Source organism: Pseudomonas shahriarae (assembly GCF_014268455.2).
Lineage (GTDB): Bacteria > Pseudomonadota > Gammaproteobacteria > Pseudomonadales > Pseudomonadaceae > Aquipseudomonas > Aquipseudomonas shahriarae.
The window spans coordinates 1064449-1089495 of the sequence record NZ_CP077085.1 but is presented as its reverse complement, the minus strand read 5'-3'; the positions used below and the strand labels follow the sequence as shown (position 1 = coordinate 1089495).

The window sequence follows — 25047 nt, the reverse complement described above, 5'->3', positions numbered from 1 at the left end:
TGCCATACTCCAAGGCACTCCTGATCGACATAGATGGCGTCACCCATGCCCAAAGGATTGATTCGCGCCACAGGCGCCTTGCTGACCGCCCTTGCACTCTACAGCTTGCTGGGCTTTTTGATTCTGCCCGGTATTGCGCTTCGCGTGGCCAACCAACAGTTGGCCAATTACGCTACCGTGCCGGCCCGTATCGAGCGTATCGAGCTCAACCCGTTCAGCCTGGAACTGACCCTCTGGGGCCTGAAAATCGGTGAGCCGGGCAAGGAACAGGTGGGCTTTGAACGCCTCTACGCCAACCTGCAGATCGACAGCCTCTGGACCCGCGCCCTGCACCTGGCCGATGTGCAGTTGGACAAGCCGAAGACCGAAATCCTCTTCGACAAGACCGGTACCCTCAACCTGGCACAACTGTTCAAGTTGCCGCCGAGCGAACCGACACCCGATGACCCCGAAAGCAAACCGTTCCCGCTGCGCATCGAACGCATCAAGCTGGCGAGCGGTTACGTGCACTTCGAAGACGTGCGCCCCAGCGAGCCTATCGAGTTCCTCTACGACAAACTCGACTTCGAGCTGAAAAACCTCAGCACCCTGCCCGAAGACAATGCCGACATGACCCTGGTCGCCGCAGGCCCCGAGGGCGGGCAGATCGACTGGACCGGCAATTTCAGCCTGGTGCCAATCGCCTCTGAGGGTAAGTTGAAGGTCACAGATGGCAAGATGAAAGTCTGGTGGCCCTATGTGCGGGACGCCGTGCCCCTGGTCTTGGAAGACGGCACCCTTAATTTCAGTACCGACTACAAGCTGAACCTGGCCAAAGAAACCGAACTGAACCTGACCAACGTCTCGGCGAGCATCGCGCCGTTCGCGATCAAGGCCCCGGATGGCCGGCCACTGGCCCGCCTGGAGCGCCTGGATGTCAGCGAAACCTCGATCGACCTGGCCAAGCAGCAAGTGATCGTGGGCAAAATCCGCAGTAACAAGCTCGAAACCTGGGCCGCCCGTGAAGCCGATGGCCAACTGGACTGGCAGAAACTGTTCGCCAGCCAGCCGAGCAAGCCAGCCACCAAGCCTGAACCAGCAAGCGCTCCCGCCGCGGCCGATTCGCCAAAACCCGAGTCGACAGCGCCGAGCAAGCCTTGGCAAGTGCTGCTCAAGGATGTGCAACTGCGTAACTATCAGGTGCACTTGGCTGATCGCCAGGTAAAACCTGCGGTGGCCCTGGAGCTGGGCCCGCTGAATGTCGGTGTACAAGACTTCGACAGCCTCAATCAAAGCCCCTTCACCCTCAAGATCGACAGTGGCCTGGGCAAGCAGGGCAAGATCCAGGCGAGCGGCCAGGTCAACCTGAACCCGGTCAGCGCCAAGTTGAAAGTCGACACCAAGGATATCGACCTGCGGGTTGCCCAGTCCTATATCAGCCCCTTTATCCGCCTGGAACTGCGCAGCGGCATGCTCGGCAGTAACCTCGATGTGAACCTCAAGAGCACCGAGCCCCTCGCGCTGCAGATCACCGGCCGCGCCCAAGTGGATCAGCTGCACACCCTGGACACGCTCAAGACCCGCGACTTCCTCAAGTGGCAGCGACTGGTGGTGGAAGGCTTGAACTACCAGCACGGCAACAGCCTGTCGATCGACAAGATCAACCTGCTGCAACCCTATGCGCGCTTTATGATCAACGATGATCGCACCACCAACGTCGATGACCTGCTGATCCCACAGCCTGCCGACAGTGGCGCCAAATCGACGGCCAAATCCAGCGCGAGCAATGAAAAACCCCTGGGCATCCGTATCGGGCAGATCGCGATCAATGACGGCTCGGCCAACTTTGCCGACTTCAGCCTGACGCCGAACTTTGCCACGGCGATCCAGCAACTCAATGGCCAGATCGGCACCATCGACAGCCGCCAGGCCAAACCGGCCAGCGTGGACATCAAGGGTAAGGTTGACCGCTATGCACCCGTGACGATCAAGGGCAGTGTCAACCCGTTTGACCCGATGGCCGCGCTGGATATCGCCACCAGCTTCAAACGCGTCGAGCTGACCACCCTGACACCGTACTCGGGCAAGTTTGCCGGGTTCCGTATCCGCAAGGGCCGACTCAACCTGGACCTGCACTACGTGATCACCAAGGGCCAGTTGAAGGCCGAGAACAAGGTGGTGGTGGAGCAACTGCAACTGGGCGAGAAAGTCGACAGCGCGGACGCGGTGGACCTGCCGATTCGCCTGGCAATTGCCCTGCTCAAGGACACCGACGGCAAGATCTCCATCGAGTTGCCGGTGACCGGCGACTTGAACAACCCGCAGTTCAGTGTGATGCCGATCGTCTGGCAGACCCTGCGCAACCTGGTAGTGCGCGCGGCAACGGCGCCGTTCAAGTTCATTGGCGGGCTGGTGACCGGTGGAGGCTCGCAAGACCTGGGCAACGTGTCGTTCGCCGCAGGCTCCAGCGCCCTGAGCAAAGACGCCGAGTCGGCCCTCAACAGCCTCGCCAAAGCCCTCAAGGAGCGCCCTGCCCTGCGCCTGGAAATCGAAGGCACTGCGGCAGCCAGCAGCGATGGTCCGTTCCTGGCCGCCGAGCGGCTTGAGCGTGAGTATCAGTACAACTACTACAAGATACTCCAGCGCCGTGGCGATAAAGTCCCGGCCCAGGCGTCATTGCTTGTAGTACCGGAAAAGGAAAAGGCGCCACTGCTCGAAGGCATCTATCGCACCCGCTTGAAGCAACAGCCACCGGCTGAGTGGAAAGACCTGGGCAGCGATGAGCGCTCGGCGAAGCTGCGCGACGGCGTGATCAAGTTCTGGAGCGGCAGTGATGTGCTGCTACGCAAACTGGGCCAGGACCGCGCGAGTGCAATCAAGGACTATCTGGTCGACAAGGGCCAGTTGGAAGACGATCGGGTGTACTTCATTGATGCCAGCCTCGGCCAGGCCGAGAAAGATGGCCGGGTAATTACGCCAATGCACCTGGATGCCGAGTAACTACCGGCACCATAAGTCCAAAGTGTGGGAGCTGGCTGCCTGCTCCCACACTTGATCTGCATAATCCGCAGACATGTATTCCCCGCCACAATAAAACGGGCCCCGACACAAGTGTCGGGGCCCGTAGTGACCACATCCCTGTGGTCGGTCGCATGAACCTGTAAGGTGCATTGAGCGGATATCTGCCTCGCTCGTGGCCGCCTTGCCTAAGTCCAGTCGAGTCGTTGCGCGTTACTCTGCTTTCAGGCCGTCGGCCGATACAGCTTTAACGCCTTTGATTTTCTTGGCGATGGCTACTGCCATTTCCTTTTGTGCATCAGTCACAGCAACAGTGGAGGACAGGGAGACCACACCTTTGTTGGTTTCGACTTTGATGTCGGTGCCAGGAATGCCTTTCTCGGTAACCAGGTCAGCTTTGACTTTAGTGGTGATCCAGGTATCGGTGGTCGCTTCTTTGGCCTTGTCCACTTCACCGGCGGCTACAACCATTGGAGCCTGGGAAGTTTGGGCGAACGCAACGTTAGCCATGGTCAGGGTCAGCGCGGTGGCAGTTGCAGCAGCGATAGCGAACTTCTTCATACGAGTAACTCCTGTTTTTTCGAAGGTCTGCAGCGTTTCAACGTTAATGCTGCAGGGTTACCAGTACTGTTGCAGGCGCTGTGCCAACTTTCGCATAAGAATAAAAACCTTTAAATTCAATAGCTTATGTTTTTTGTCGAAATTCAGAATCGTGCAACTTGCATGAAGCCCATCGTGCCTGCATGCAAGTTGCGGCTTTTGTCCTGGGCTAAACGGCTGATTTACCTTCACTTTCCTGCAGCCCAAAAAAAGGACTCCGAAGAGTCCTCTTTTTCAGCGTAAAGCCTGGGAGTAATTAAACGCCCGAAGCCTTGGCTGCTGCTACGTCCTTGATGGACAGCTTGATACGGCCGCGGTTGTCCACGTCCAGTACCAGCACTTCCACTTCCTGGCCTTCTTTCAGGATGTCGGTCACTTTCTCTACGCGAGCATCGCTCAGCATGGAGATGTGAACCAGACCGTCCTTGCCCGGCAGGATGTTGACGAACGCGCCGAAGTCGACGATGCGCTCAACCTTACCGACGTAGATCTTGCCGATCTCGGCTTCAGCGGTGATGCCCAGGACGCGCTGGCGTGCAGCTTCAGCCGCTTCCTTGGTTTCGCCGAAGATCTTGATCGAACCGTCGTCTTCGATGTCGATCGAAGCCTTGGTTTCTTCACAGATCGCACGGATGGTCGCGCCGCCTTTACCGATGACATCACGGATTTTGTCGGTGTCGATTTTCATCGCGATCATGGTCGGAGCATTTTCCGACAGCTCGGTGCGGGACTGACCAATGATCTGGTTCATCTGGCCGAGGATGTTCAGGCGCGCTTCCAGGGCTTGGCCCAGAGCGATTTCCATGATTTCTTCGGTGATGCCCTTGATTTTGATGTCCATCTGCAGCGCGGTAACACCTTTGGCGGTACCGGCTACTTTGAAGTCCATGTCGCCGAGGTGGTCTTCGTCACCCAGGATGTCGGTCAGGACGGCGAACTTCTCGCCTTCTTTAACCAGACCCATGGCGATACCGGCAACTGGCGCCTTCATCGGCACACCAGCGTCCATCAATGCCAGGGAAGCACCGCAAACGGAAGCCATGGAGCTGGAACCGTTGGACTCGGTGATTTCCGACACCACACGGATGGTGTACGGGAACACGTCGGCGGCAGGCAGCATGGCTGCAATCGAACGACGGGCCAGGCGGCCGTGACCGATTTCGCGGCGACCAGCACCCCCCATGCGACCACACTCACCTACCGAGAACGGAGGGAAGTTGTAGTGAAGCATGAACGGGTCTTTTTTCTCGCCTTCCAGGGTGTCCAGCAGTTGTGCGTCACGGGCAGTACCCAGAGTCGCGACTACCAGGGCCTGGGTTTCACCACGGGTGAACAGGGCCGAACCGTGGGTCTTCGGCAGAACGCCGACTTCAATATTCAGCGGACGTACGGTGCGGGTGTCGCGACCGTCAATACGTGGCTTGCCGTTAACGATATTTTCGCGAACGGTGCGGTATTCGATTTCGCCGAAGGCTGCTTTGACTTCGCTGGAAGAAGGCTGGCCTTCTTCACCGGACAGCTTGGCAACAACCTGATCCTTCAGTTCACCCAGGCGAGCGTAACGGTCGGCCTTGATGGTGATGGTGTAGGCGTCGGAGATCGCAGCACCGAACTCGGAGCGGATAGCGCCCAGCAGTTCAGTGGCTTCTGGCTGAGGAGCCCAGGTCCAGGTCGGCTTGGCGGCTTCGGCAGCCAGTTCTTTAACAGCGTTGATCACAACCTGGAACTCGTCGTGAGCAAACAGTACAGCGCCCAGCATCTGGTCTTCGGTCAGCTCTTTGGCTTCCGATTCAACCATCAACACGGCTTCCGAAGTACCGGCAACGACCATGTCCAGGCTCGAAGCTTTCTGTTGTTCGTAAGTTGGGTTCAGCAGGTAGCCGGTGCTTTCGTGGAAAGCAACGCGAGCTGCGCCGATCGGGCCATCGAAAGGAATACCGGAGATGGCCAGGGCAGCCGAGGTGCCGATCATCGCAGCGATGTCCGGATCGGTCTTCTTGCTGGTGGAAACGACGGTGCAGACAACCTGCACTTCGTTCATGAAGCCTTCTGGGAACAGCGGACGGATCGGACGGTCGATCAGTCGGGAAGTCAGGGTTTCTTTCTCGGAAGGACGGCCTTCGCGCTTGAAGAAACCACCAGGGATCTTACCGGCAGCGTAAGTCTTTTCCTGGTAGTGAACGGAAAGAGGGAAGAAGCCTTTGCTTGGGTCAGCGGTCTTGGCGCCTACAACGGTTACCAATACGGTAACGTCGTCGTCAACGGTGACCAGCACTGCGCCGGAGGCTTGACGGGCAATACGGCCTGTCTCGAGGGTAACGGTCGACTGACCGAACTGGAATTTTTTGATTACCGGGTTCACGGTGTCCTACCTTCTTTGTGGCTCTTGGGGAACTTGTCTTCTTGCGAAATTCTTGGGCAATGTCGGGAATCGGCCCAACCCTTGTCCAGGGTAAAACGTGTATCCAGATAAAACTTGAGGCTGGGAGCCTGCCATGGGCCAGCGGGAAACCCACTGACACACGGCAAACAACCAACCTCTAGCGCAATCGCTGATTAGCGACGCAGACCCAGGCGACCGATCAGAGCCTGGTAACGGCCCAGATCCTTGCCTTTCAGGTAGTCCAGCAACTTACGGCGCTGGTTTACCATGCGGATCAGACCACGACGGGAGTGGTGATCTTTACCGTTGGCCTTGAAGTGACCCTGCAGCTTGTTGATGTTGTGGGTCAGCAGTGCAACTTGCACTTCTGGCGAACCAGTGTCACCAACAGCTTGCTGATAGTCAGCTACGATTTGTGCTTTTTCTTGAACGTCGAGAGCCATGAGGCAATCCTTTTTTCAGGAAACCACCCAAAGGGCAGTTTCAACAGGCCAGGGACAAATCCCTGTATCTAAAAATGAGTGTTGACCGTGCCTGTTAACAGCCACACTCGTTCGGTCATTCTGACCGAATCAGCCGACGCGGCGCGATGCGCCCGTCTTCGCTCACTTCACCGATACCGATAAAGCGACCGTTATGATCTTGTACCCGCACCATGCCGAACTTCGGAGCATCCGGTGCGCGGACCGGCTGGCCGTTGAGCCAGTAGAACGCGCTGTGTTCCGAGAAGTGCAGCAATGGCCAATCCAGCAAACCGCTGTCCGATGGCATCAGGAAGCGATCAACTGCTTCATTGCCGCCTTCGGCATGTACAGCTTCCAACTCTTCCAACGTGACCGTCTGGGCCAGGGTGAAAGGGCCAGCCTGGGTGCGTCGCAGTTCTGCAACGTACGCGCCGCAACCGAGCTGTTCACCAATATCTTCCACCAGGGTACGGATATAGGTGCCTTTGCTGCAGTCCACGGCCAAGCGGGCGGTGTCGCCTTCACAGGCGAGCAATTCCAAGCGCGCAATAGTAACAGAACGCGGTTCACGCTCCACTACTTCGCCCGCACGTGCCAGCTTGTAAAGAGGCTGGCCATCACGCTTGAGAGCCGAGTACATCGGCGGTATCTGACTGATTTGCCCACGAAAAGCGGGTAAGGCAGCCTCGATATCTGCACGACCAACGGTCACGTCGCGAACCTGCAGAACATCACCTTCGGCGTCTGCCGTGGTGGTGGTCTTGCCCAGCTGCATAAGGGTTTCGTAACCCTTGTCCGAATCGAGCAGGTATTGCGAGAACTTGGTGGCCTCGCCAAAGCACAATGGCAACACGCCAGTAGCCAGGGGGTCGAGGCTACCAGTGTGCCCGGCCTTTTCGGCATTGAGCAGCCAGCGGACCTTCTGCAACGCCGCATTGGAGGTAAAACCAATGGGCTTGTCGAGCAGGATGATGCCGCTGACGTTACGACGGATACGTTTGACCTGAGCCACCGCTTACTCCTTGGCGTCTTCAGGTGTGGACGGATGCTGATTGTCTTCAGCCACGGCGCGCTCGATCAGGGCCGACAGGTGCGCACCACGCACGACGCTTTCGTCGTAGTGGAAGTGCAACTGGGGCACGCTGCGCAGCTTCATCTCACGGGCCAACTGCATACGCAGGAAACCTGCAGCGGAGTTGAGCACCTTGATGCTTTGCGCGATTTCTTCGCTGTTGTCCTGACCCATCACGGTGATGAAGATCTTGGCGTGACCGACGTCACGGCTCACTTCAACAGCGGTGATGGTGACCAGGCCAACGCGCGGGTCTTTGACTTCGCGACGGATCAGTTGGGCCAGCTCGCGCTGCATCTGATCGCCGATACGTTGGGTACGGCTGTATTCTTTTGCCATGTCTTGTTACCTGTTACTGCCACACGGTGAAACCCGTGGGGTCTGAAAGCGGCAAACGCCCGGCCTGACAAAAGCCAGACCGGGCGTTGCGTTTAGAGTCCGGACACTGCGCGGGGCATTTGCATGCCCACACGCGGCGTGGCTCCTGAAGTGCGCGAGTTAGAGGCTGCGAGCAACCTGAACCTTCTCGTAGACTTCGATCTTGTCGCCAGGCTTGACGTCGTTGTAGCTCTTGACGCCAATACCGCACTCCATGCCGGCACGTACTTCGGAAGCGTCATCCTTGAAGCGGCGCAGGGATTCCAGCTCGCCTTCGAAGATAACGATGTCTTCACGCAGTACACGGATTGGACGGTTACGGTGCACAGTACCTTCGATAACCATGCAACCGGCGATCGCGCCAAACTTCGGCGAACGGAACACGTCACGGACTTCGGCGACACCCAGGATATTTTCCCGAACGTCACTGCCAAGCATGCCGGTGAGGGCTTTCTTGACGTCTTCGATGATGTCGTAGATGACGTTGTAGTAACGCATGTCCAGGCCTTCCTGCTCGACGATCTTCCGTGCGCCAGCATCGGCACGCACGTTGAAGCCGAACAGTACAGCGTTGGAAGCCAGTGCCAGGTTGGCGTCGGATTCGGTGATACCACCGACACCGCCACCGACAACACGCACTTGCACTTCGTCGTTACCCAGGCCATTCAAGGCGCCGTTCAACGCTTCGAGGGAACCACGGACGTCAGATTTGAGGACGATGTTAAGCGTCTTCTTCTCTTCCTGGCCCATGTTCTCGAAGATGTTTTCCAGCTTGCCGGCGTGAGCACGGGCCAGCTTGACTTCGCGGAACTTGCCTTGACGGAACAGAGCCACTTCACGGGCTTTCTTCTCGTCAGCAACTACGCTCATCTCGTCGCCAGCGTCCGGGGTACCGTCCAGGCCGAGAATCTCGACAGGGATGGCTGGACCGGCTTCCTTGATTGGCTTGCCGTTCTCGTCGAGCATGGCACGTACACGGCCGTAGTTCGAACCGACCAGCACCATGTCGCCTTGGCGCAGGGTACCGTCTTGAACCAGAACGGTCGCAACCGGGCCACGGCCCTTGTCGAGGCGGGATTCAACCACAACACCACGGCCAGGAGCCGATGGGGTAGCGGTCAGTTCCAGGACCTCGGCTTGCAACAGGACTGCTTCGAGCAGTTCGTCAACGCCGGTACCCATCTTCGCCGAGACCGGTACGAATGGAGTGTCGCCACCCCACTCTTCGGAAGTCACGCCATGAACCGACAGTTCGCTACGGATGCGATCGAGATCAGCGCCCGGCTTGTCGATTTTGTTCACGGCAACCACCAGCGGCACGCCAGCTGCTTTAGCATGCTGAACGGCTTCGATGGTTTGCGGCATCACGCCGTCGTCCGCTGCAACCACCAGGATCACGATGTCGGTCGCCTTGGCACCACGGGCACGCATGGCGGTAAACGCGGCGTGACCAGGGGTGTCGAGGAACGTCACCATGCCACGGTCGGTTTCAACGTGGTAGGCACCGATGTGCTGGGTAATGCCGCCGGCTTCGCCCGCTGCAACCTTGGCACGACGGATGTAGTCGAGCAGGGAAGTCTTACCGTGGTCAACGTGGCCCATGACGGTCACGACTGGAGCACGGGAAACCGCTTCACCTTCAAACTTCAGGGACTCGGCCAGGGAATCTTCCAGGGCGGTGTCGCTGACAAGGGTCACTTTGTGGCCCAGCTCTTCAGCAACCAGTTGGGCAGTTTCCTGGTCCAGTACCTGGTTGATGGTGGCTGGAGTACCCAGCTTGAACATGAACTTGATGATTTCAGCAGCCTTGACCGACATCTGCTGAGCGAGATCGCCAACAGTGATGGTCTCGCCGATCTTCACTTCACGCACGACAGGGCCGGTTGGGCTCTGGAAACCGTGGGCGTTGCGTTTCTTCAGCTTGGCCTTGCCGCGACCACCACGACGGAAGCCATCGCTTTCTTCGTCGGTAGTACGTGGGGCAACGCGCGGAGCAGGCGCTTTCTCTTTGACCGAAGCACGATGTGGAGCGTTTTTACGCTCGCCATCGCCACCGCCGCTACGACGATTGTTATCGTCGGCACGTGGTTTGTCCGGACGACGAGGTTCGTCGCGCTTGCGAGCGTCAGCAGCAGGCGCTGGTGCAGCGGCAACCGGAGCGGCCTCACGCACAGCTTCTACAGGCGCGCTAGGCGCAGCGACTGCGTCAGTACCAGCAGGTTGCGCAGCAGCAGGCTGGCGACGCGCTTCTTCTTCGGCGCGACGCTTGGCTTCTTCTTCAGCCTTCTGACGTGCAGCATTTTCTACTGCGCGACGTTCGTCCATCTCGCGTTTGCGCTCGGCTTCGATTTCTTCCGGGCTGCGCTGTACGAAGACTTTCTTCTTACGCACTTCAACGCTGATGCTCTTGCTACCAGCCACCCGCAGGGTGCTGGTTGTTTTGCGCTGCAATGTAATCTTGCGCGGTTCTTCCACTTTCGCCTTGTGGCTGCTTTTCAAGTGAGTCAGCAACGATTGCTTCTCACTGTCGCTCACATGTTCCTCGGCGGCGGTGTGCGGCAGACCTGCCTCACGCATCTGCTGCAACAGGCGCTCTACCGGTGTTTTGACCTCATCGGCCAGTTGTTTCACCGTGACTTGCGTCATGCACTTCTCTCCTCAGGCCGCGCCTAATTACTCGAACCAATGGGCTCGGGCGGCCATGATCAACTTGCCGGCACGATCATCGTCAATGCCGTCGATGTCGAGCAGGTCGTCAATAGACTGCTCGGCCAGGTCTTCGCGGGTAATTACGCCGCGCACCGCCAGTTCCATCGCCAAATCCTTGTCCATACCCTCAAGCGAGAGCAGGTCTTCGGCCGGATGGGCGTCTGCCAGCTTTTCCTCAGTAGCGATGGCTTTAGTCAACAAGCGATCCTTGGCCCGAGCGCGAAGCTCGTTGACGGTGTCTTCGTCAAAGCCGTCGATGTTGAGCATTTCCTCCACCGGTACGTAGGCAATCTCTTCCAGGCTGGTAAAGCCTTCATCTACCAGCACCTGTGCCAGATCTTCGTCGACTTCCAGCTCGTCGATGAAGTTGCGCAGGATGTCGCCGGTTTCTGCTTGCTGCTTAGCCTGGATGTCCGATTCGGTCATGACGTTCAGGGTCCAGCCAGTCAACTGGCTGGCCAGACGCACGTTCTGACCACCGCGACCGATGGCCTGGGCCAGATTGTCTGCGCCAACGGCGATGTCCATTGCATGGGCATCCTCGTCAACAATAATTGCCGCGACTTCAGCCGGGGACATGGCGTTGATCACGAACTGCGCCGGGTTATCGTCCCACAGCACGATATCCACACGCTCACCGCCCAATTCGCCCGACACTGCCTGGACGCGCGAACCGCGCATACCAATGCAAGCACCCTGCGGGTCGATGCGTTTGTCCTTGGAGCGGACCGCGATCTTGGCGCGCGAACCCGGGTCGCGGGACGCAGCCATGACTTCGATCAGGCCTTCGGCAATTTCCGGCACTTCGATACGGAACAGCTCGATCAACATTTCCGGCGCGGTACGCGACAGGATCAGTTGAGGGCCACGGTTCTCAGTGCGGATTTCCTTGAGCAGCGCACGCAAACGCACGCCGACACGGAAGGTTTCGCGGGAAATGATGTCTTCACGGGCCAGCAACGCTTCAGCATTGTTACCCAGATCGACGATCACGTTGTCGCGGGTCACTTTCTTCACGGTGCCGGAGATGATTTCCCCCAGGCGCTCGCGATAGGCGTCAACGACTTGAGCGCGCTCGGCTTCACGGACCTTTTGCACAATGACTTGCTTGGCAGTCTGTGCAGCGATGCGGCCGAACTCGATGGACTCGATCTTTTCCTCGACGACGTCACCCACCTGGGCGCCCGGATGCGTTTGCGCAACCTTGCTTGGCCAGGTTTCGATGGCCGGATCATCAAGATCGGCTTCTTCAACGACTGTCCAGCGACGGAAAGTCTCATAAGCTCCGGTATGGCGATTGATTTCCACACGCAGATCAACTTCGTCTTCAAAACGCTTTTTGGTAGCAGTGGCCAGGGCCAACTCCAGCGCTTCAAAAATCACGTTAGCCGGTACGCCCTTTTCATTGGATACCGACTCAACAACCAGCAGTACTTCTTTGCTCATCGTACGCCTCGCCTTTCGCAAGCCATTGGATCCGCGGGATCCGCAGTTTCTGGCACGTCTCAGTCAAAACTGGGAATAATGTTGGCCTTGTCGATCATATCGATCGGCAACAGGAACTCGTGGTCTTCTACCTGCACCACTACATCCTGTTCTTCTACACCGCGCAGAAGGCCCTGAAAGTTGCGTCGCCCTTCGAAAGGGGATCGCAGCTTGATCTTCACTTGTTCACCGACATATTTAGCAAACTGCTCAATAGTGAACAGTGGGCGTTCCATGCCTGGCGAGGAAACTTCGAGGGTGTATTCAACGGCGATCGGATCTTCAACATCCAGGACACCGCTGATCTGACGGCTGACGATGGCACAATCGTCCACCAGCACACCGCCCTCTTTATCGATATAAACGCGCAACATTGAGTGGCGACCTTGAGCCGAAAACTCAATACCCCAGCATTCATAGCCTAGGGCCACGACCACCGGGGCCAGCAAGGCCTGCAACTCTTCTAGCTTGCTCGACACCTGAACCCCCTCGTGCATGTATGTGCATGCTGTGCAAAATAAAAAAATGGGCGAAACGCCCATCCTTGAAACGCCGTCGAACAGCGGCGTTGAAAGTGTCCAGCTAACAAAAAGCCCCTTAAAAGGGGCTCCGCTAAAACTGGTTGCGGGGGCCGGATTTGAACCGACGACCTTCGGGTTATGAGCCCGACGAGCTACCAGACTGCTCCACCCCGCGACAAAGCTGGGGCGGAAGTATACGACCGATCCCTTACAGGGTCAATGTAACCTTCCACCTACAAGAAAGCCCGCAACAGCGGGCTCTCCTGATAATTGGTACCGAGAAGGGGACTCGAACCCCTACACCCTATGGGCACAACCACCTCAAGGTTGCGTGTCTACCAATTCCACCACCTCGGCAATACAGCGTTTACAACCTTCTTACTTCTGCTCTTGAGCTGGAGGCACGTCAGTCGCTGGAGTAGCCGACTTTTGCTCTTGAAGCACCGGGACATCATCAGAAGCCGGTTTTGCTTTTGGAACTTCCAACACTGCTGGATCTGGCAAACCTGCTTGAGTCAGCACATGAGCTTTCTCTTTAGCAAAGTAACCTAACCCCAGGCTGGTTATGAAGAAACCGGCGGCAAGTATAGCAGTAAACTTACTAAGAAAGGTAGAGGAACCTTGGCTTCCGAACACAGTATTTGAAGCACCTGCCCCGAAAGACGCACCAGCGTCCGCACCTTTACCCTGTTGCAGCAATACCAGGGCAACAACGCCCAGTGCACCCAACAGATGAAAAACGACTACGACTGTTTCCAGCATTTTCTCAGTTTCCCGCGGCGCGACAAATCGCACCGAACTCATCTGCATTCAGGGAAGCTCCACCAATGAGCCCCCCATCGATATCCGGCATGCCGAACAGTTCGACCGCATTGGCCGCCTTCACGCTGCCGCCGTATAGAAGCCGCACACCTTGTGCGACCTCAGAATTCTCTGCCGCCAACTGCGCGCGAATGGCTGCGTGCACATCCTGCGCCTGTTGCGGTGTAGCAGTCAGCCCGGTGCCAATGGCCCAGACCGGCTCGTAAGCAATCACTGCCTTTGCAAACGCACCAACACCCAACTCCTCGATGATGCTGCCCAGCTGACGCGAGACAACTTCAAGAGTCTTGCCCGATTCACGCTGCTCAAGGGTCTCCCCTATGCACAACACCGGAATCAGGCCACAAGCCTGTGCTGCTGCGAACTTGCGATTGAGTATCCCATCACGTTCGCCCATCATCTGACGGCGCTCGGAGTGCCCAACAAGCACATAGGAACAACCCGCATCCACCAGCTGACTCGGTGCAATCTCACCGGTCAACGCACCCTGCATGGCTTCCACCGCAGAATTCTGCGCGCCGACCTGGATCGACTTGCCTTTCAAGCCATCAACCACTTGGTTGATATGCAAGCAAGGCGGGAATACCGCGATATCAACACCGCTCGGCAGGGCCAGGTGACGAAGGCCATTGACCAGCTCAGCGACACTGGCGCGGGTACCGTGCATCTTCCAGTTACCAGCTACCATAGTGCGACGCATGCTGTACCTCGTCGGTCAAAGTGGGCGCAGATGTTACCCAACCACATCAACACTGGCAAGCCGAATTCAGGCGCAAACTTCAGTTACCAGTTTTGCCAGCTCTTCGGCGTAGCCGCGAACCTGTGTTTCATCATCGCCTTCGACCATCACACGCACCAAAGGCTCGGTCCCCGACTTGCGCAACAAGACCCGACCACGCCCCGCCATAGCGACGGTAACGCGCTCACAGGCTTCCTTGATCGCCGGGTGCTCGATAGGGTTTTCGCCACCCGAAAAGCGCACATTGAGCAGCACCTGCGGGCACTTGCGCAGCGCCTGGCGCGCCAGGGCCAGGCTTTCGTCACGCCGACGCAGGGCCAACAGCACCTGCAGCGCCGCAATGATCGCATCCCCGGTCGTGGTGTGCTGGAAGCACACGACATGCCCCGAATTCTCGCCACCTACCAGCCAGTTGCGCTCCAGCAGCTCGGCAATCACGTAGCGGTCGCCCACATTGGCCCGCACGAACGGGATCCCCAGGTCTGCCAGGGCCAGCTCCAGCCCCAGATTACTCATCAGGGTACCGACCACGCCACCTTGCAGCTTGTTACGCTCATGCAGGTCGCGGGCAATGATGAACAGCAGGTCGTCACCGTCGACGATGGCGCCGGTATGATCGACCATCAACACGCGGTCACCGTCGCCATCGAAGGCAATACCCAGGTCCGCGTGCTCGGCCAATACCGCTGCCTGCAATTGACCCATATGGGTCGAACCACAGTTATCGTTGATGTTCAGGCCGTTGGGCTGGGCCGACAGCACTGTAACCTCGGCACCCAACTCCTTGAATACACTCGGAGCAACCTTGTAGGTTGCACCATGGGCACAGTCGATGACCACCTTGAGCCCGGCAAAATTAGTGCTGGTAGGCACGCTGCTTTTGCAGAATTCGATATAACGGCCAGACGCATCGTTAATCCGTGAGACCTTGCCCAGCTTGCTCGATTCGACGACGGTCATCGGCGCATCCAGCAACTCTTCAATCATGTGCTCGATCGCGTCCGGCAGCTTGGTGCCCTGGCCCGAGAAGAATTTGATGCCATTGTCATCATGGGGATTGTGCGAGGCACTGATCACAATACCGGCTTCAGCGTGAAAGGTACGCGTCAGGTAAGCGATCGCCGGCGTAGGCATCGGCCCCAGCAACATCACATCTGCCCCGGCGGCAGACAGGCCCGCCTCCAGCGCAGACTCGAACATATAGCCAGAAATCCGCGTGTCCTTACCCACCAGGATGCGGCATGCCCCCATGCTGCGGAAGGCCATCCCGGCCGCCCAGCCCAGCTTGAGCATAAAGTCCGGAGTGATCGGGAATTCGCCGACCCGACCACGAATACCGTCGGTGCCAAAATATTTCTTTGTCATAAGTGCTCCATCATTCTTATTCGGCTGATTCTACTGCTTCGATCATCCGTACAACATCAACTGTCTCGGCCACATCGTGTACCCGCAGAATACGCGCACCCTTGGCCACGGCAAGCGCCGCCAGGGCCAGGCCACCGTACAGACGCTCACCCACAGGGCGATTCAGGGCCATGCCTATCATGCTCTTGCGCGACACCCCAACCAACAGGGGGCGACCAAGGGCATGAAGGGATTCCATATGTTTGAACAGGCTCAGATTGTGCTGCAGGGTTTTGGCAAAACCAAACCCGGGATCGAGAATGATCCGCTCAGGGGCAATTCCCACAGCGGCGCATTGGGCAATGCGATCGCCAAGAAATTCCGTCACTTCTGCGACCAGGTGATCATAGTGCGGCGCGTCCTGCATCGTCCCGGGCTCGCCGAGCATATGCATCAGGCAGACAGGCAACCCGGTGGCCGCCGCCGCATCCAGCGCGCCGTCGCGCTGCAGCGAGCGCACGTCATTGATCAGCCCGGCCCCAAGCCGCGCGGTTTCGCGCATGACCGCCGGGGTCGAGGTGTCTACCGAAATGATGACATCCAGTTCGCGGTGAATACGCTCGACAATCGGCGCAACACGCTCCATTTCCTCCACAGGGGAAACAGCACGCGCGCCAGGCCGGGTCGATTCGCCCCCCACATCAATAATGGTCGCACCTGCAGCTACCATTGCCGCCGCATGGCGCAACGCCGCATCCAACTGGCTGAAGCGACCACCATCGGAAAAGGAATCAGGGGTTACATTGAGAATGCCCATTACATGCGTATGGGCCAAATCAAGAACCCGGTTGCCGCAAGGCAACCGGGCGGAGGACAACACAGAAGTCATTTCAAGCCTTAAAGGTCGGCAGCCGGGCCGCCGATTGGGTTTTCCGGGCGTTCGTTCTGTACCACTGGCGGTGTGCCTGAAGTACCCGAACCACCTTCCCAATCACGAGGCTCGCGAGGCGTACGACCAGCCATGATGTCGTCGATCTGCTCGGCATCAATGGTCTCGTACTTCATCAGGGCATCGGCCATGGCGTCGAGCTTGTCACGGTTATCGGTGAGGATCTGCTTGGCCGTGCCGTAGCACTGGTCAATGATGCTGCGCACTTCAGAGTCGATCAGCTTGGCAGTCTCGCCGGAGAAGCTGGCACTTTGACCGCCACCACCACGACCCAGGAACACTTCGCCTTCTTCCTCGGCATACATCAGCGGGCCGAGTTTTTCGGACAGGCCCCACTTGGTAACCATATTCCGGGCAATCTGGCTGGCACGCATGATGTCGTTGGAAGCGCCGGTGGTCACACCGTCAAAGCCCAAGGTCATCTCTTCAGCGATACGACCGCCGTACAGCGAGCAGATCTGACTGATCAGAGCGCGCTTGGAGAGGCTGTAACGATCCTCTTCCGGCAGGAACATGGTGACACCCAGTGCCCGGCCGCGAGGAATGATCGACACTTTGTAGACCGGGTCGTGCTCAGGCACAACGCGACCGACAATGGCGTGACCAGCCTCGTGATAAGCGGTGTTCTGCTTCTCTTTCTCGGACATGACCATGGATTTGCGCTCGGCACCCATCATGATCTTGTCTTTGGCCAGCTCGAATTCTTTCATCTCGACAATGCGCTTGCCGGTACGGGCAGCGAACAGCGAGGCCTCGTTCACCAGGTTGGCCAGGTCGGCACCGGAGAAACCAGGGGTACCGCGAGCAATCACGCCTGGAGCGACGTCGTCGCCCATTGGCACTTTGCGCATGTGGACCTTGAGAATCTGCTCGCGGCCACGGATATCTGGCAAGCCAACCACAACCTGACGGTCGAAACGGCCCGGACGCAGCAGCGCCGGGTCAAGTACGTCAGGACGGTTGGTGGCGGCAATCACGATGATGCCGTCATTCATTTCAAAGCCGTCCATCTCGACCAGCAACTGGTTGAGGGTCTGCTCACGCTCGTCATGACCACCGCCCATGCCGGCACCACGATGGCGACCGACAGCGTCGATTTCGTCGATGAAGATGATGCATGGCGCGTGCTTCTTGGCCTGCTCGAACATGTCACGCACACGGCTGGCGCCCACACCGACGAACATCTCGACGAAGTCGGAACCGGAAATGGTGAAGAACGGCACCTTGGCTTCGCCGGCAATCGCCTTGGCGAGCAGGGTTTTACCGGTACCCGGAGGACCGACCATCAGTACACCGCGAGGAATACGGCCACCCAGGCGCTGGAATTTGCCCGGATCGCGCAGGAACTCGACCAACTCGCCAACTTCTTCCTTGGCTTCGTCGCAACCGGCAACGTCAGCCAGGGTGGTTTTTACCTGGTCTTCGGAAAGCAGGCGGGCCTTGCTCTTGCCGAAGCTCATCGGTCCGCCCTTGCCCCCTGCGCCGCCTTGCATCTGGCGCATGAAGAACATGAACACGGCGATAATCACCAGGATCGGGAAGCTGGCCACCAGGAGCTGGGTCCAGATGCTCTGCTGCTCAGGCTGCTTGCCCTCAACGACCACCTTGTTGTCCACCAGGTCGCCGATCAGACCATTGTCCTGGATCGCCGGACGGATGGTCTTGAAGCTGTCGCCATCGTTGCGCTTGCCAGTGATCACGTAGCCATCAACCGCTACGCGCTCGACCTTGCCATCCTTAACTTGCTGGATGAAGTCGGAATAGTTGAGGGTCTGCGGCTCGTTAGGGCTGGAGAAGTTGTTCATCACCGTCACCAGGACAGCCGCGATGATCAACCACAGGATCAGATTCTTTGCCATATCGTTCAATTAACTACCCTCTGAAGCAAGCTCCGCTACTGGCGCGCGCTTCGCATGATATTCACCGGCCTAACTTACTACATTACCTACAACTCTGGCAGGCGCCGTCTGTAACCCTTTGTGAAACTTTGACTACACAATATTCGTAAAGCTTCGTGACGAAAGCGATATAAAAAAACCTATCGACTCCCTTAAAACCTTTAAAGACGCTCATCACTGGCAGCGCCTTCGACACCGCGATAGCCGCGGCCCAGCAAATACTGCTCGCGAGACCTGTCCCTCGAGGAGTCAGGCTTGCGGGTCTGCACCTTGTCGAACAGCTTGCGCATGTTCTTGTGGTACTCGTCAAAACCTTCCCCAAGGAAGACCTTGACCAGAAAATCACCACCCGGACGCAGAACCCTTCCTGCCAGATCCAGTGCCAATTCGCACAGGAACATGGCGCGTGGCATATCCACGGCTGGTAATCCACTCATATTGGGGGCCATATCCGAAATCACAAGGTCTACCTGCGAATTTCCGACAGCCTCGAGGATCTGTGCCAGTACATCATCACGGGTAAAGTCGCCATGCACGAAGGTCACATCAGGGATGCTATCCATTTCCAGGATATCGGAAGCGATCAAACGGCCTTGCCCACCAATCAGACGACTGGTCACCTGGGACCAGCCACCGGGGGCTGCGCCGAGATCAATTACGCTCATGCCGGGACGGATCAACCGGTCCTTTTCCTGGATTTCCAGCAGCTTGTAGCTGGCCCGGGAACGGTAGCCATCCTTTTGCGCCTTTTTGACGTAAGGATCGTTGAAATGCTCTTTAAGCCAATTAAGGCTAGTTTTGGAACGGGCCACGGGCCACCTCGAAAATAAAACGGGTCGTGATTAACTGGGCGGTCCCGGACTCGCTCGGGTAAACTGGCCGCCGCTTTTTACAAGATCAGACGCAGGGGTCAGATTATGCCGCTCACTCAAGAGCAGAAGAAACAGTACAAATCCATTGGCCACCATCTGAAACCAGTTTTGATTGTGGCCGACAACGGTTTGACTGAAGGTGTGTTAGCCGAACTTGAACGCGCATTAGGCGATCACGAGCTGATCAAGATCAAGGTCAACATCCTTGATCGCGAAGCGCGCCTGGCCGCCATTGCAGAACTGTGCAAGGTGGGCAAAGCGGACCTGGTTCAGGTCATCGGCAAGATGGCGCTGCTGTATCGCAAGAATTTCAGCGCCAACAAGCAACTGTCGAACGTTCATCGCTTCAAATGATGCAAGGGTCACGGGCGCGCTTCGCGCGCCCTGCCACTCCATCCCGGCGCAGGCTGTACCACCAGCACCAAGCCAGAAAACCCTAGCACAAGATAGCTGAACAGCTGCCAGCGCAACGCTTCCGGCAGCAATATGCGCACCACGCAATACATTGCGCACGCATACAGCGCCATCAACAGCAGTTGCCCGCGCATATCCCGCCACAAACTCCCCAAGCCCTCGGCCTTGACCAGCACCAATGCCTGGAGAATCACGCACGCCGCCGCAAATCCCACCAGCAGCGCACTCAATAATCCGCCGATCTCATCGATCAGCAACGGCGCCAGGCCAATCATGCCCAGCACCGGCAATACACCAAGATGCAGCAGCCATAGCCCGCCAACCCAAAGCATCTGGGCCAACTGCCAAAGCATGGCGCCCGCTCGAAGCGGGCGCCGTTTTTCAGATGTGACGAACTTCGACAATCTCGTACTCGATCACGCCACCGGGCGTCTTGACGGCCACCACATCACCCTCTTCCTTGGCAATCAAGGCGCGGGCCAGGGGCGAACCGACGGAGATCTTGCCGAGCTTGAAGTCAGCCTCGTCCTCACCCACGATGTGGTAAGTCACGCTTTCATCCGTCTCGACGTTGGCGATTTCTACAGTCGTGCCGAAAATCACCTTGCCGGTCTTGGGAATAGTCGTGACATCAATGATGACCGCATTCTGCATGCGCCCTTCGATATCACGGATCCGCGCCTCGACCATCCCCTGCTGCTCACGGGCAGCATGGTATTCGGCGTTTTCCTTCAAGTCGCCCAGCTCACGGGCCGTACCGATGTCCTGGCTCAGCTTTGGACGTACGACCTTGGTCAGATGGGCGTGCTCCTCTTCCAGGGCCTTGGCGCCCTGGACAGTCATTGGGTATTTGATCATGCCTTCAATCCTGCGTGTAGATCCTGCAAGCGACGCACGGTCTTTTCCGGACCGAACTTGAGCGCTTCACAGATGGCTTCGCCAGCAGCAATGGTGGTGGTGCAGTAGATCTTGTGCTGCAAGGCGTTACGACGAATGGAGTAGGAATCCGCGATCGACTGGCGACCTTCGGTGGTGTTGATGATCAGGGTGACTTCGTCATTCTTGATCATATCGACCACGTGCGGACGACCTTCCGTTACCTTGTTCACGCGACGCACTTTCAGGCCAGCGGCTTCAATCAGCTTGGCGGTCCCGGCGGTGGCCACGACTTCGAAGCCCAAGTTGATCAGATCACGGGCCACGCCTGCAACCAGCGGCTTGTCATCATCACGCACGCTGATAAACGCAGTACCGCCGGTCGGCAGCACTTCGCTGGCGCCCATCTGGGCCTTGGCGAATGCTTCGCCGAAGGTATCGCCCACGCCCATCACTTCACCGGTGGACTTCATCTCTGGGCCCAGGATCGGGTCCACACCAGGGAATTTGGCGAATGGGAATACCGCCTCTTTCACGCTGTAGAAGTTCGGAATGATTTCCTTGGTGAAGCCGATTTCCTTCAAGGTCTTACCGGCCATGACACGGGCGGCAATCATCGCCAGGGACACACCGATGCACTTGGAAACAAACGGCACGGTACGCGAAGCACGCGGGTTGACTTCGATGACGTAGATGTCTTCGCCTTGCAGCGCCAACTGTACGTTCATCAGGCCGACCACGCCCAGCTCCAGGGCCATTTTCTTGACCTGCTCGCGCATCTCGTCCTGGATGTGCAGCGGCAGCGAGTACGGCGGCAGGGAGCACGCGGAGTCACCGGAGTGAACACCCGCCTGCTCGATGTGCTGCATGATCGCGCCGATCACCACGTCGGTACCGTCGCAGACCGCATCCACGTCCATCTCGATGGCGCAGTTGAGGAAGTGGTCCAGCAGCACCGGGCTGTCGTTGGACACTTTCACCGCATCACGCAGGTAACGCTTGAGTTCTTCTTCTTCGTAGACGATTTCCATCGCCCGGCCGCCCAGCACGTAGGACGGACGCACCACCAACGGGTAGCCGATCTTGCTGGCTGCACGGATGGCTTCGTCTTCGCTGCGCACGGTCGCGTTTGGCGGCTGGCGCAGGTTCAGGCGCTCGACCATTTGCTGGAAGCGCTCACGGTCTTCGGCACGGTCGATGGCGTCAGGGCTGGTACCGATGATCGGCACGCCAGCCGCTTCCAGGGCACGCGCCAGTTTCAGCGGGGTTTGCCCGCCATACTGCACGATCACGCCTTTTGGCTTCTCGACGCGACAGATTTCCAGCACGTCTTCCAGCGTTACCGGCTCGAAGTACAGGCGGTCGGAAGTGTCGTAGTCAGTGGAAACAGTTTCCGGGTTGCAGTTGACCATGATGGTCTCGTACCCGTCTTCGCGCAGGGCGAGGGCGGCGTGTACGCAGCAGTAGTCGAACTCGATGCCCTGACCGATACGGTTTGGACCGCCGCCCAGGATGATGATCTTGTCGCGGCCCGACGGCGCGGCTTCGCACTCTTCCTCGTAGGTGGAGTACAGGTACGCGGTGTCGGTGGCGAACTCTGCGGCGCACGTGTCAACACGCTTGTAGACCGGGAAGATGTCCAGTTTGTGGCGGTGGGTGCGCAGGTTTTTCTCGGTCACGCCCAGCAGTTTGGCCAGACGCTGGTCGGAGAAGCCTTTGCGCTTGAGACGGAACATCAGGTCGCGATCGATAGAGGAAAGACCCAGGGTCTTGACCTTCTCTTCTTCCTTGATCAGATCCTCGATCTGCACCAGGAACCACGGATCAATCATGTTCATGCCGAAGATGTCTTCGACGGTCATGCCCGCGCGGAAGGCGTCAGCCACATACCAGATACGCTCGGCGCCCGGCACGGTCAGCTCGCGCTTGAGGATGCTCATGCTTTCCGGGTTGCTCAGGTCGAGCTTCTCATCCAGGCCGCAAACGCCCACTTCCAGGCCACGCAGGGCTTTCTGCAGGGACTCCTGGAATGTCCGGCCAATGGCCATGACTTCACCGACCGACTTCATCTGGGTGGTCAGGCGGGCGTCGGCTTTCGGGAACTTCTCGAAAGCGAAGCGTGGCAGCTTAGTAACTACGTAGTCGATCGACGGCTCAAAGGACGCCGGCGTAGCGCCGCCAGTGATTTCGTTTTGCAGCTCGTCCAAGGTGTAACCGATCGCCAGCTTGGCAGCGATGCGCGCAATCGGGAACCCGGTAGCTTTTGATGCCAGCGCCGAAGAACGCGACACACGCGGGTTCATCTCGATCACGACCATACGGCCTGTGTTCGGGCAAATACCGAACTGAACGTTGGAACCACCGGTTTCAACGCCGATCTCACGCAGTACCGCCAACGAGGCGTTACGCATGATCTGGTATTCCTTGTCCGTCAGGGTTTGCGCAGGAGCAACGGTGATCGAGTCACCGGTATGCACACCCATCGGGTCGAAGTTTTCGATCGAGCAGACGATGATGCAGTTGTCCTTTTTATCGCGGACAACTTCCATCTCGTACTCTTTCCAGCCGATCAGGGATTCGTCGATCAGCAGCTCTTTGGTCGGCGACAGATCCAGGCCGCGGGCGCAGATTTCTTCGAACTCTTCACGGTTGTAAGCGATACCGCCGCCGGTGCCGCCCATGGTGAAGGACGGCCGGATAATGCACGGGAAGCCGAGCTTTTCGAGAACCGCGTTGGCCTCTTCCATGCTGTGGGCGATACCCGAGCGCGGGCAATCAAGACCGATAGACTTCATGGCCTTGTCGAAACGCGAACGGTCTTCAGCCTTGTCGATGGTGTCGGCATTGGCGCCGATCATCTCTACGCCGAACTTTTCCAGGACGCCTTCGCGCTCCAGGTCCAGGGCGCAGTTCAGTGCAGTCTGGCCACCCATGGTCGGCAGCAGTGCGTCCGGACGCTCTTTCTCGATGATCTTGGCAACGGTCTGCCACTTGATCGGTTCGATGTAGGTGGCGTCGGCCATGTCCGGGTCGGTCATGATGGTGGCCGGGTTGGAGTTCACCAGGATGACGCGGTAACCCTCTTCGCGCAGGGCCTTGCAGGCCTGGGCGCCGGAGTAGTCGAATTCGCAGGCCTGGCCGATCACGATCGGGCCAGCGCCGAGAATCAGGATGCTTTTTATGTCTGTACGTTTTGGCATGGGTTTGTCACTCAAATCCGCAGGTCAGTCGGCAAGCCGTCTTGAACAATCTTTGAAGAGCCTGCGGGGGCCACCGAGAGTCGGGGCCGCCCGCAAGCCACTCAGTCAGCGTCGCTTGGCCATCTCATTGATGAAACGGTCGAACAGCGGCGCTACGTCGTTCGGGCCCGGGCTCGCTTCAGGGTGGCCCTGGAAGCTGAACGCGCTCTTGTCGGTGCGCTCGATACCCTGCAGGGAACCGTCGAACAGCGACTTGTGAATGGCACGCACGTTGGCCGGCAAGGTGGCTTCATCCACCGCAAAACCGTGGTTCTGGCTGGTGATCATCACGACACCGGTGTCCAGGTCTTGTACCGGGTGGTTGGCACCGTGATGGCCGTGGCCCATTTTCAGGGTCTTGGCGCCGGAGGCCAGGGCCAACAGCTGGTGGCCGAGGCAGATACCGAATACCGGGATCTCGGTGTCCAGCACTTCCTTGATGGCCTTGATCGCGTAGTCGCATGGCTCAGGGTCACCCGGGCCGTTGGACAGGAACACGCCATCCGGTTGCAGGGCCAGCACATCGCTGGCCGGGGTCTGGGCCGGGACCACGGTCACACGGCAACCGCGCTCGACCAGCATGCGCAGAATGTTGTACTTGATGCCGTAGTCGTAGGCCACGACGTGATACGGCAGCTCAGCCGCTTCGATGGTCGCGTGACTGTCGGTCTTCAAGTCCCAGACAGTGGAGCGCCACTCGTACTTCTCTTTGGTGCTGACGACTTTCGCCAGGTCCATGCCTTTGAGGCCAGGGAAGCCCTGCGCTGCAGCAATTGCCGCTTCTTCGGAAATATTGTCACCGGCCATGATGCAGCCGTTCTGCGAGCCTTTTTCACGCAGGATGCGTGTCAGGCGGCGCGTATCGATACCGGCGATCGCCACAACATTGTTGGCTTTCAGGTAATCGGACAGCGACATCGTGTTACGCCAGTTGCTCGCAACCAGTGGCAGGTCACGAATCACCAGACCGGCCGACCAGACACGATCAGACTCGACGTCTTCCGGTGTAGTACCGGTGTTGCCGATATGTGGATAAGTCAGGGTAACGATCTGTTGGGCGTAGGAAGGATCGGTAAGGATTTCCTGATAGCCGGTCATGGCGGTGTTGAACACCACCTCTCCAACGGTCTGACCGTCGGCTCCAATGGCTTCGCCGCGAAAAATGCTGCCATCAGCAAGGGCGAGTATGGCTGGCTTAGTCAAGAAGACCTCCCGTAAATAAAGCCTGAAAGGGCGATCGCAGGTTGCAAAAAAGCGGAGTGACGTATGGACACGTCACCCCGCT

Annotated in this window: 20 protein-coding genes and 2 tRNA genes; 2 read left to right on the top strand and 20 right to left on the bottom strand. The window is 58.2% G+C overall.

Features of this window, described 5'->3' with window-relative positions:
- Positions 1-45: 45 nt before the first annotated feature.
- Complete coding sequence (locus HU773_RS04710) at positions 46-2979, top strand: DUF748 domain-containing protein (protein ID WP_186625357.1); 2934 nt, start codon at positions 46-48, stop codon at positions 2977-2979.
- 231 nt (positions 2980-3210) lie between these two features.
- Here HU773_RS04710 and HU773_RS04705 read toward each other — a convergent pair whose 3' ends face one another.
- The 16 genes from HU773_RS04705 to rlmE form a co-directional block, all read right to left on the bottom strand.
- Positions 3211-3558 (bottom strand): BON domain-containing protein, encoded by a 348-nt coding sequence (locus HU773_RS04705; protein ID WP_057960655.1) that lies wholly within the window; start codon positions 3556-3558, stop codon positions 3211-3213.
- A gap of 295 nt (positions 3559-3853) precedes the next feature.
- Complete coding sequence (gene pnp, locus HU773_RS04700; protein ID WP_057960656.1) at positions 3854-5959, bottom strand: polyribonucleotide nucleotidyltransferase; 2106 nt, start codon at positions 5957-5959, stop codon at positions 3854-3856.
- A 194-nt stretch (positions 5960-6153) separates the two neighbouring features.
- Positions 6154-6423 carry a 30S ribosomal protein S15 gene (gene rpsO, locus HU773_RS04695; protein ID WP_003176135.1) on the bottom strand — a complete coding sequence of 90 codons (270 nt, stop codon included), beginning with the start codon at positions 6421-6423 and terminating at the stop codon, positions 6154-6156.
- A 115-nt stretch (positions 6424-6538) separates the two neighbouring features.
- A complete protein-coding gene (gene truB / locus HU773_RS04690) occupies positions 6539-7456 on the bottom strand; it encodes a tRNA pseudouridine(55) synthase TruB (RefSeq protein ID WP_003176136.1) in 918 nt (305 codons plus the stop codon).
- Between the two features lie 3 nt (positions 7457-7459).
- The gene (gene rbfA / locus HU773_RS04685; RefSeq protein ID WP_029298974.1) at positions 7460-7855 is read right to left on the bottom strand and encodes a 30S ribosome-binding factor RbfA; all 396 of its coding nucleotides are present in this window, start codon (positions 7853-7855) and stop codon (positions 7460-7462) included.
- 159 nt (positions 7856-8014) lie between these two features.
- A complete protein-coding gene (gene infB / locus HU773_RS04680; RefSeq protein ID WP_057440169.1) occupies positions 8015-10540 on the bottom strand; it encodes a translation initiation factor IF-2 in 2526 nt (841 codons plus the stop codon).
- Positions 10541-10567: 27 nt separating this feature from the next.
- Positions 10568-12049, bottom strand: a complete 1482-nt coding sequence (gene nusA, locus HU773_RS04675; protein WP_038445977.1) for a transcription termination factor NusA — start codon at positions 12047-12049, stop codon at positions 10568-10570.
- A 59-nt stretch (positions 12050-12108) separates the two neighbouring features.
- Positions 12109-12567 (bottom strand): ribosome maturation factor RimP, encoded by a 459-nt coding sequence (rimP, locus tag HU773_RS04670; protein WP_032862957.1) that lies wholly within the window; start codon positions 12565-12567, stop codon positions 12109-12111.
- Between the two features lie 140 nt (positions 12568-12707).
- Positions 12708-12784: transfer RNA gene (locus tag HU773_RS04665), tRNA-Met, on the bottom strand.
- 96 nt (positions 12785-12880) lie between these two features.
- Positions 12881-12966, bottom strand: a tRNA-Leu gene (locus HU773_RS04660).
- 21 nt (positions 12967-12987) lie between these two features.
- Complete coding sequence (secG, locus tag HU773_RS04655; protein ID WP_029298979.1) at positions 12988-13371, bottom strand: preprotein translocase subunit SecG; 384 nt, start codon at positions 13369-13371, stop codon at positions 12988-12990.
- A 4-nt stretch (positions 13372-13375) separates the two neighbouring features.
- A complete protein-coding gene (tpiA, locus tag HU773_RS04650) occupies positions 13376-14131 on the bottom strand; it encodes a triose-phosphate isomerase (protein WP_057960657.1) in 756 nt (251 codons plus the stop codon).
- A gap of 66 nt (positions 14132-14197) precedes the next feature.
- Positions 14198-15535 (bottom strand): phosphoglucosamine mutase, encoded by a 1338-nt coding sequence (glmM, locus tag HU773_RS04645; protein ID WP_057440170.1) that lies wholly within the window; start codon positions 15533-15535, stop codon positions 14198-14200.
- A 16-nt stretch (positions 15536-15551) separates the two neighbouring features.
- The gene (folP, locus tag HU773_RS04640; protein WP_186625355.1) at positions 15552-16403 is read right to left on the bottom strand and encodes a dihydropteroate synthase; all 852 of its coding nucleotides are present in this window, start codon (positions 16401-16403) and stop codon (positions 15552-15554) included.
- Positions 16404-16411: 8 nt separating this feature from the next.
- Positions 16412-18322, bottom strand: a complete 1911-nt coding sequence (gene ftsH / locus HU773_RS04635) for an ATP-dependent zinc metalloprotease FtsH (RefSeq protein ID WP_029298988.1) — start codon at positions 18320-18322, stop codon at positions 16412-16414.
- A gap of 200 nt (positions 18323-18522) precedes the next feature.
- Complete coding sequence (gene rlmE / locus HU773_RS04630; RefSeq protein WP_038445965.1) at positions 18523-19173, bottom strand: 23S rRNA (uridine(2552)-2'-O)-methyltransferase RlmE; 651 nt, start codon at positions 19171-19173, stop codon at positions 18523-18525.
- A gap of 105 nt (positions 19174-19278) precedes the next feature.
- Between rlmE and HU773_RS04625 the strand changes: the two genes are divergently transcribed.
- Positions 19279-19587 (top strand): YhbY family RNA-binding protein, encoded by a 309-nt coding sequence (locus tag HU773_RS04625; RefSeq protein WP_029298992.1) that lies wholly within the window; start codon positions 19279-19281, stop codon positions 19585-19587.
- An 8-nt stretch (positions 19588-19595) separates the two neighbouring features.
- Here HU773_RS04625 and HU773_RS04620 read toward each other — a convergent pair whose 3' ends face one another.
- The 4 genes from HU773_RS04620 to carA form a co-directional block, all read right to left on the bottom strand.
- The gene (locus HU773_RS04620) at positions 19596-20000 is read right to left on the bottom strand and encodes a hypothetical protein (RefSeq protein ID WP_057444151.1); all 405 of its coding nucleotides are present in this window, start codon (positions 19998-20000) and stop codon (positions 19596-19598) included.
- A gap of 28 nt (positions 20001-20028) precedes the next feature.
- Positions 20029-20505 carry a transcription elongation factor GreA gene (greA, locus tag HU773_RS04615; RefSeq protein WP_032862903.1) on the bottom strand — a complete coding sequence of 159 codons (477 nt, stop codon included), beginning with the start codon at positions 20503-20505 and terminating at the stop codon, positions 20029-20031.
- On the bottom strand, positions 20502-23723 hold the full coding sequence (gene carB, locus HU773_RS04610) for a carbamoyl-phosphate synthase large subunit (RefSeq protein WP_057960660.1): 3222 nt from the start codon (positions 23721-23723) through the stop codon (positions 20502-20504). Before carB ends, greA begins: the two co-directional genes overlap by 4 nt.
- 105 nt (positions 23724-23828) lie before the next feature.
- Entirely contained in the window at positions 23829-24965 is a 1137-nt protein-coding gene (gene carA, locus HU773_RS04605; RefSeq protein WP_057440173.1) for a glutamine-hydrolyzing carbamoyl-phosphate synthase small subunit, read from the bottom strand.
- Between the last annotated feature and the right edge of the window lie 82 nt (positions 24966-25047).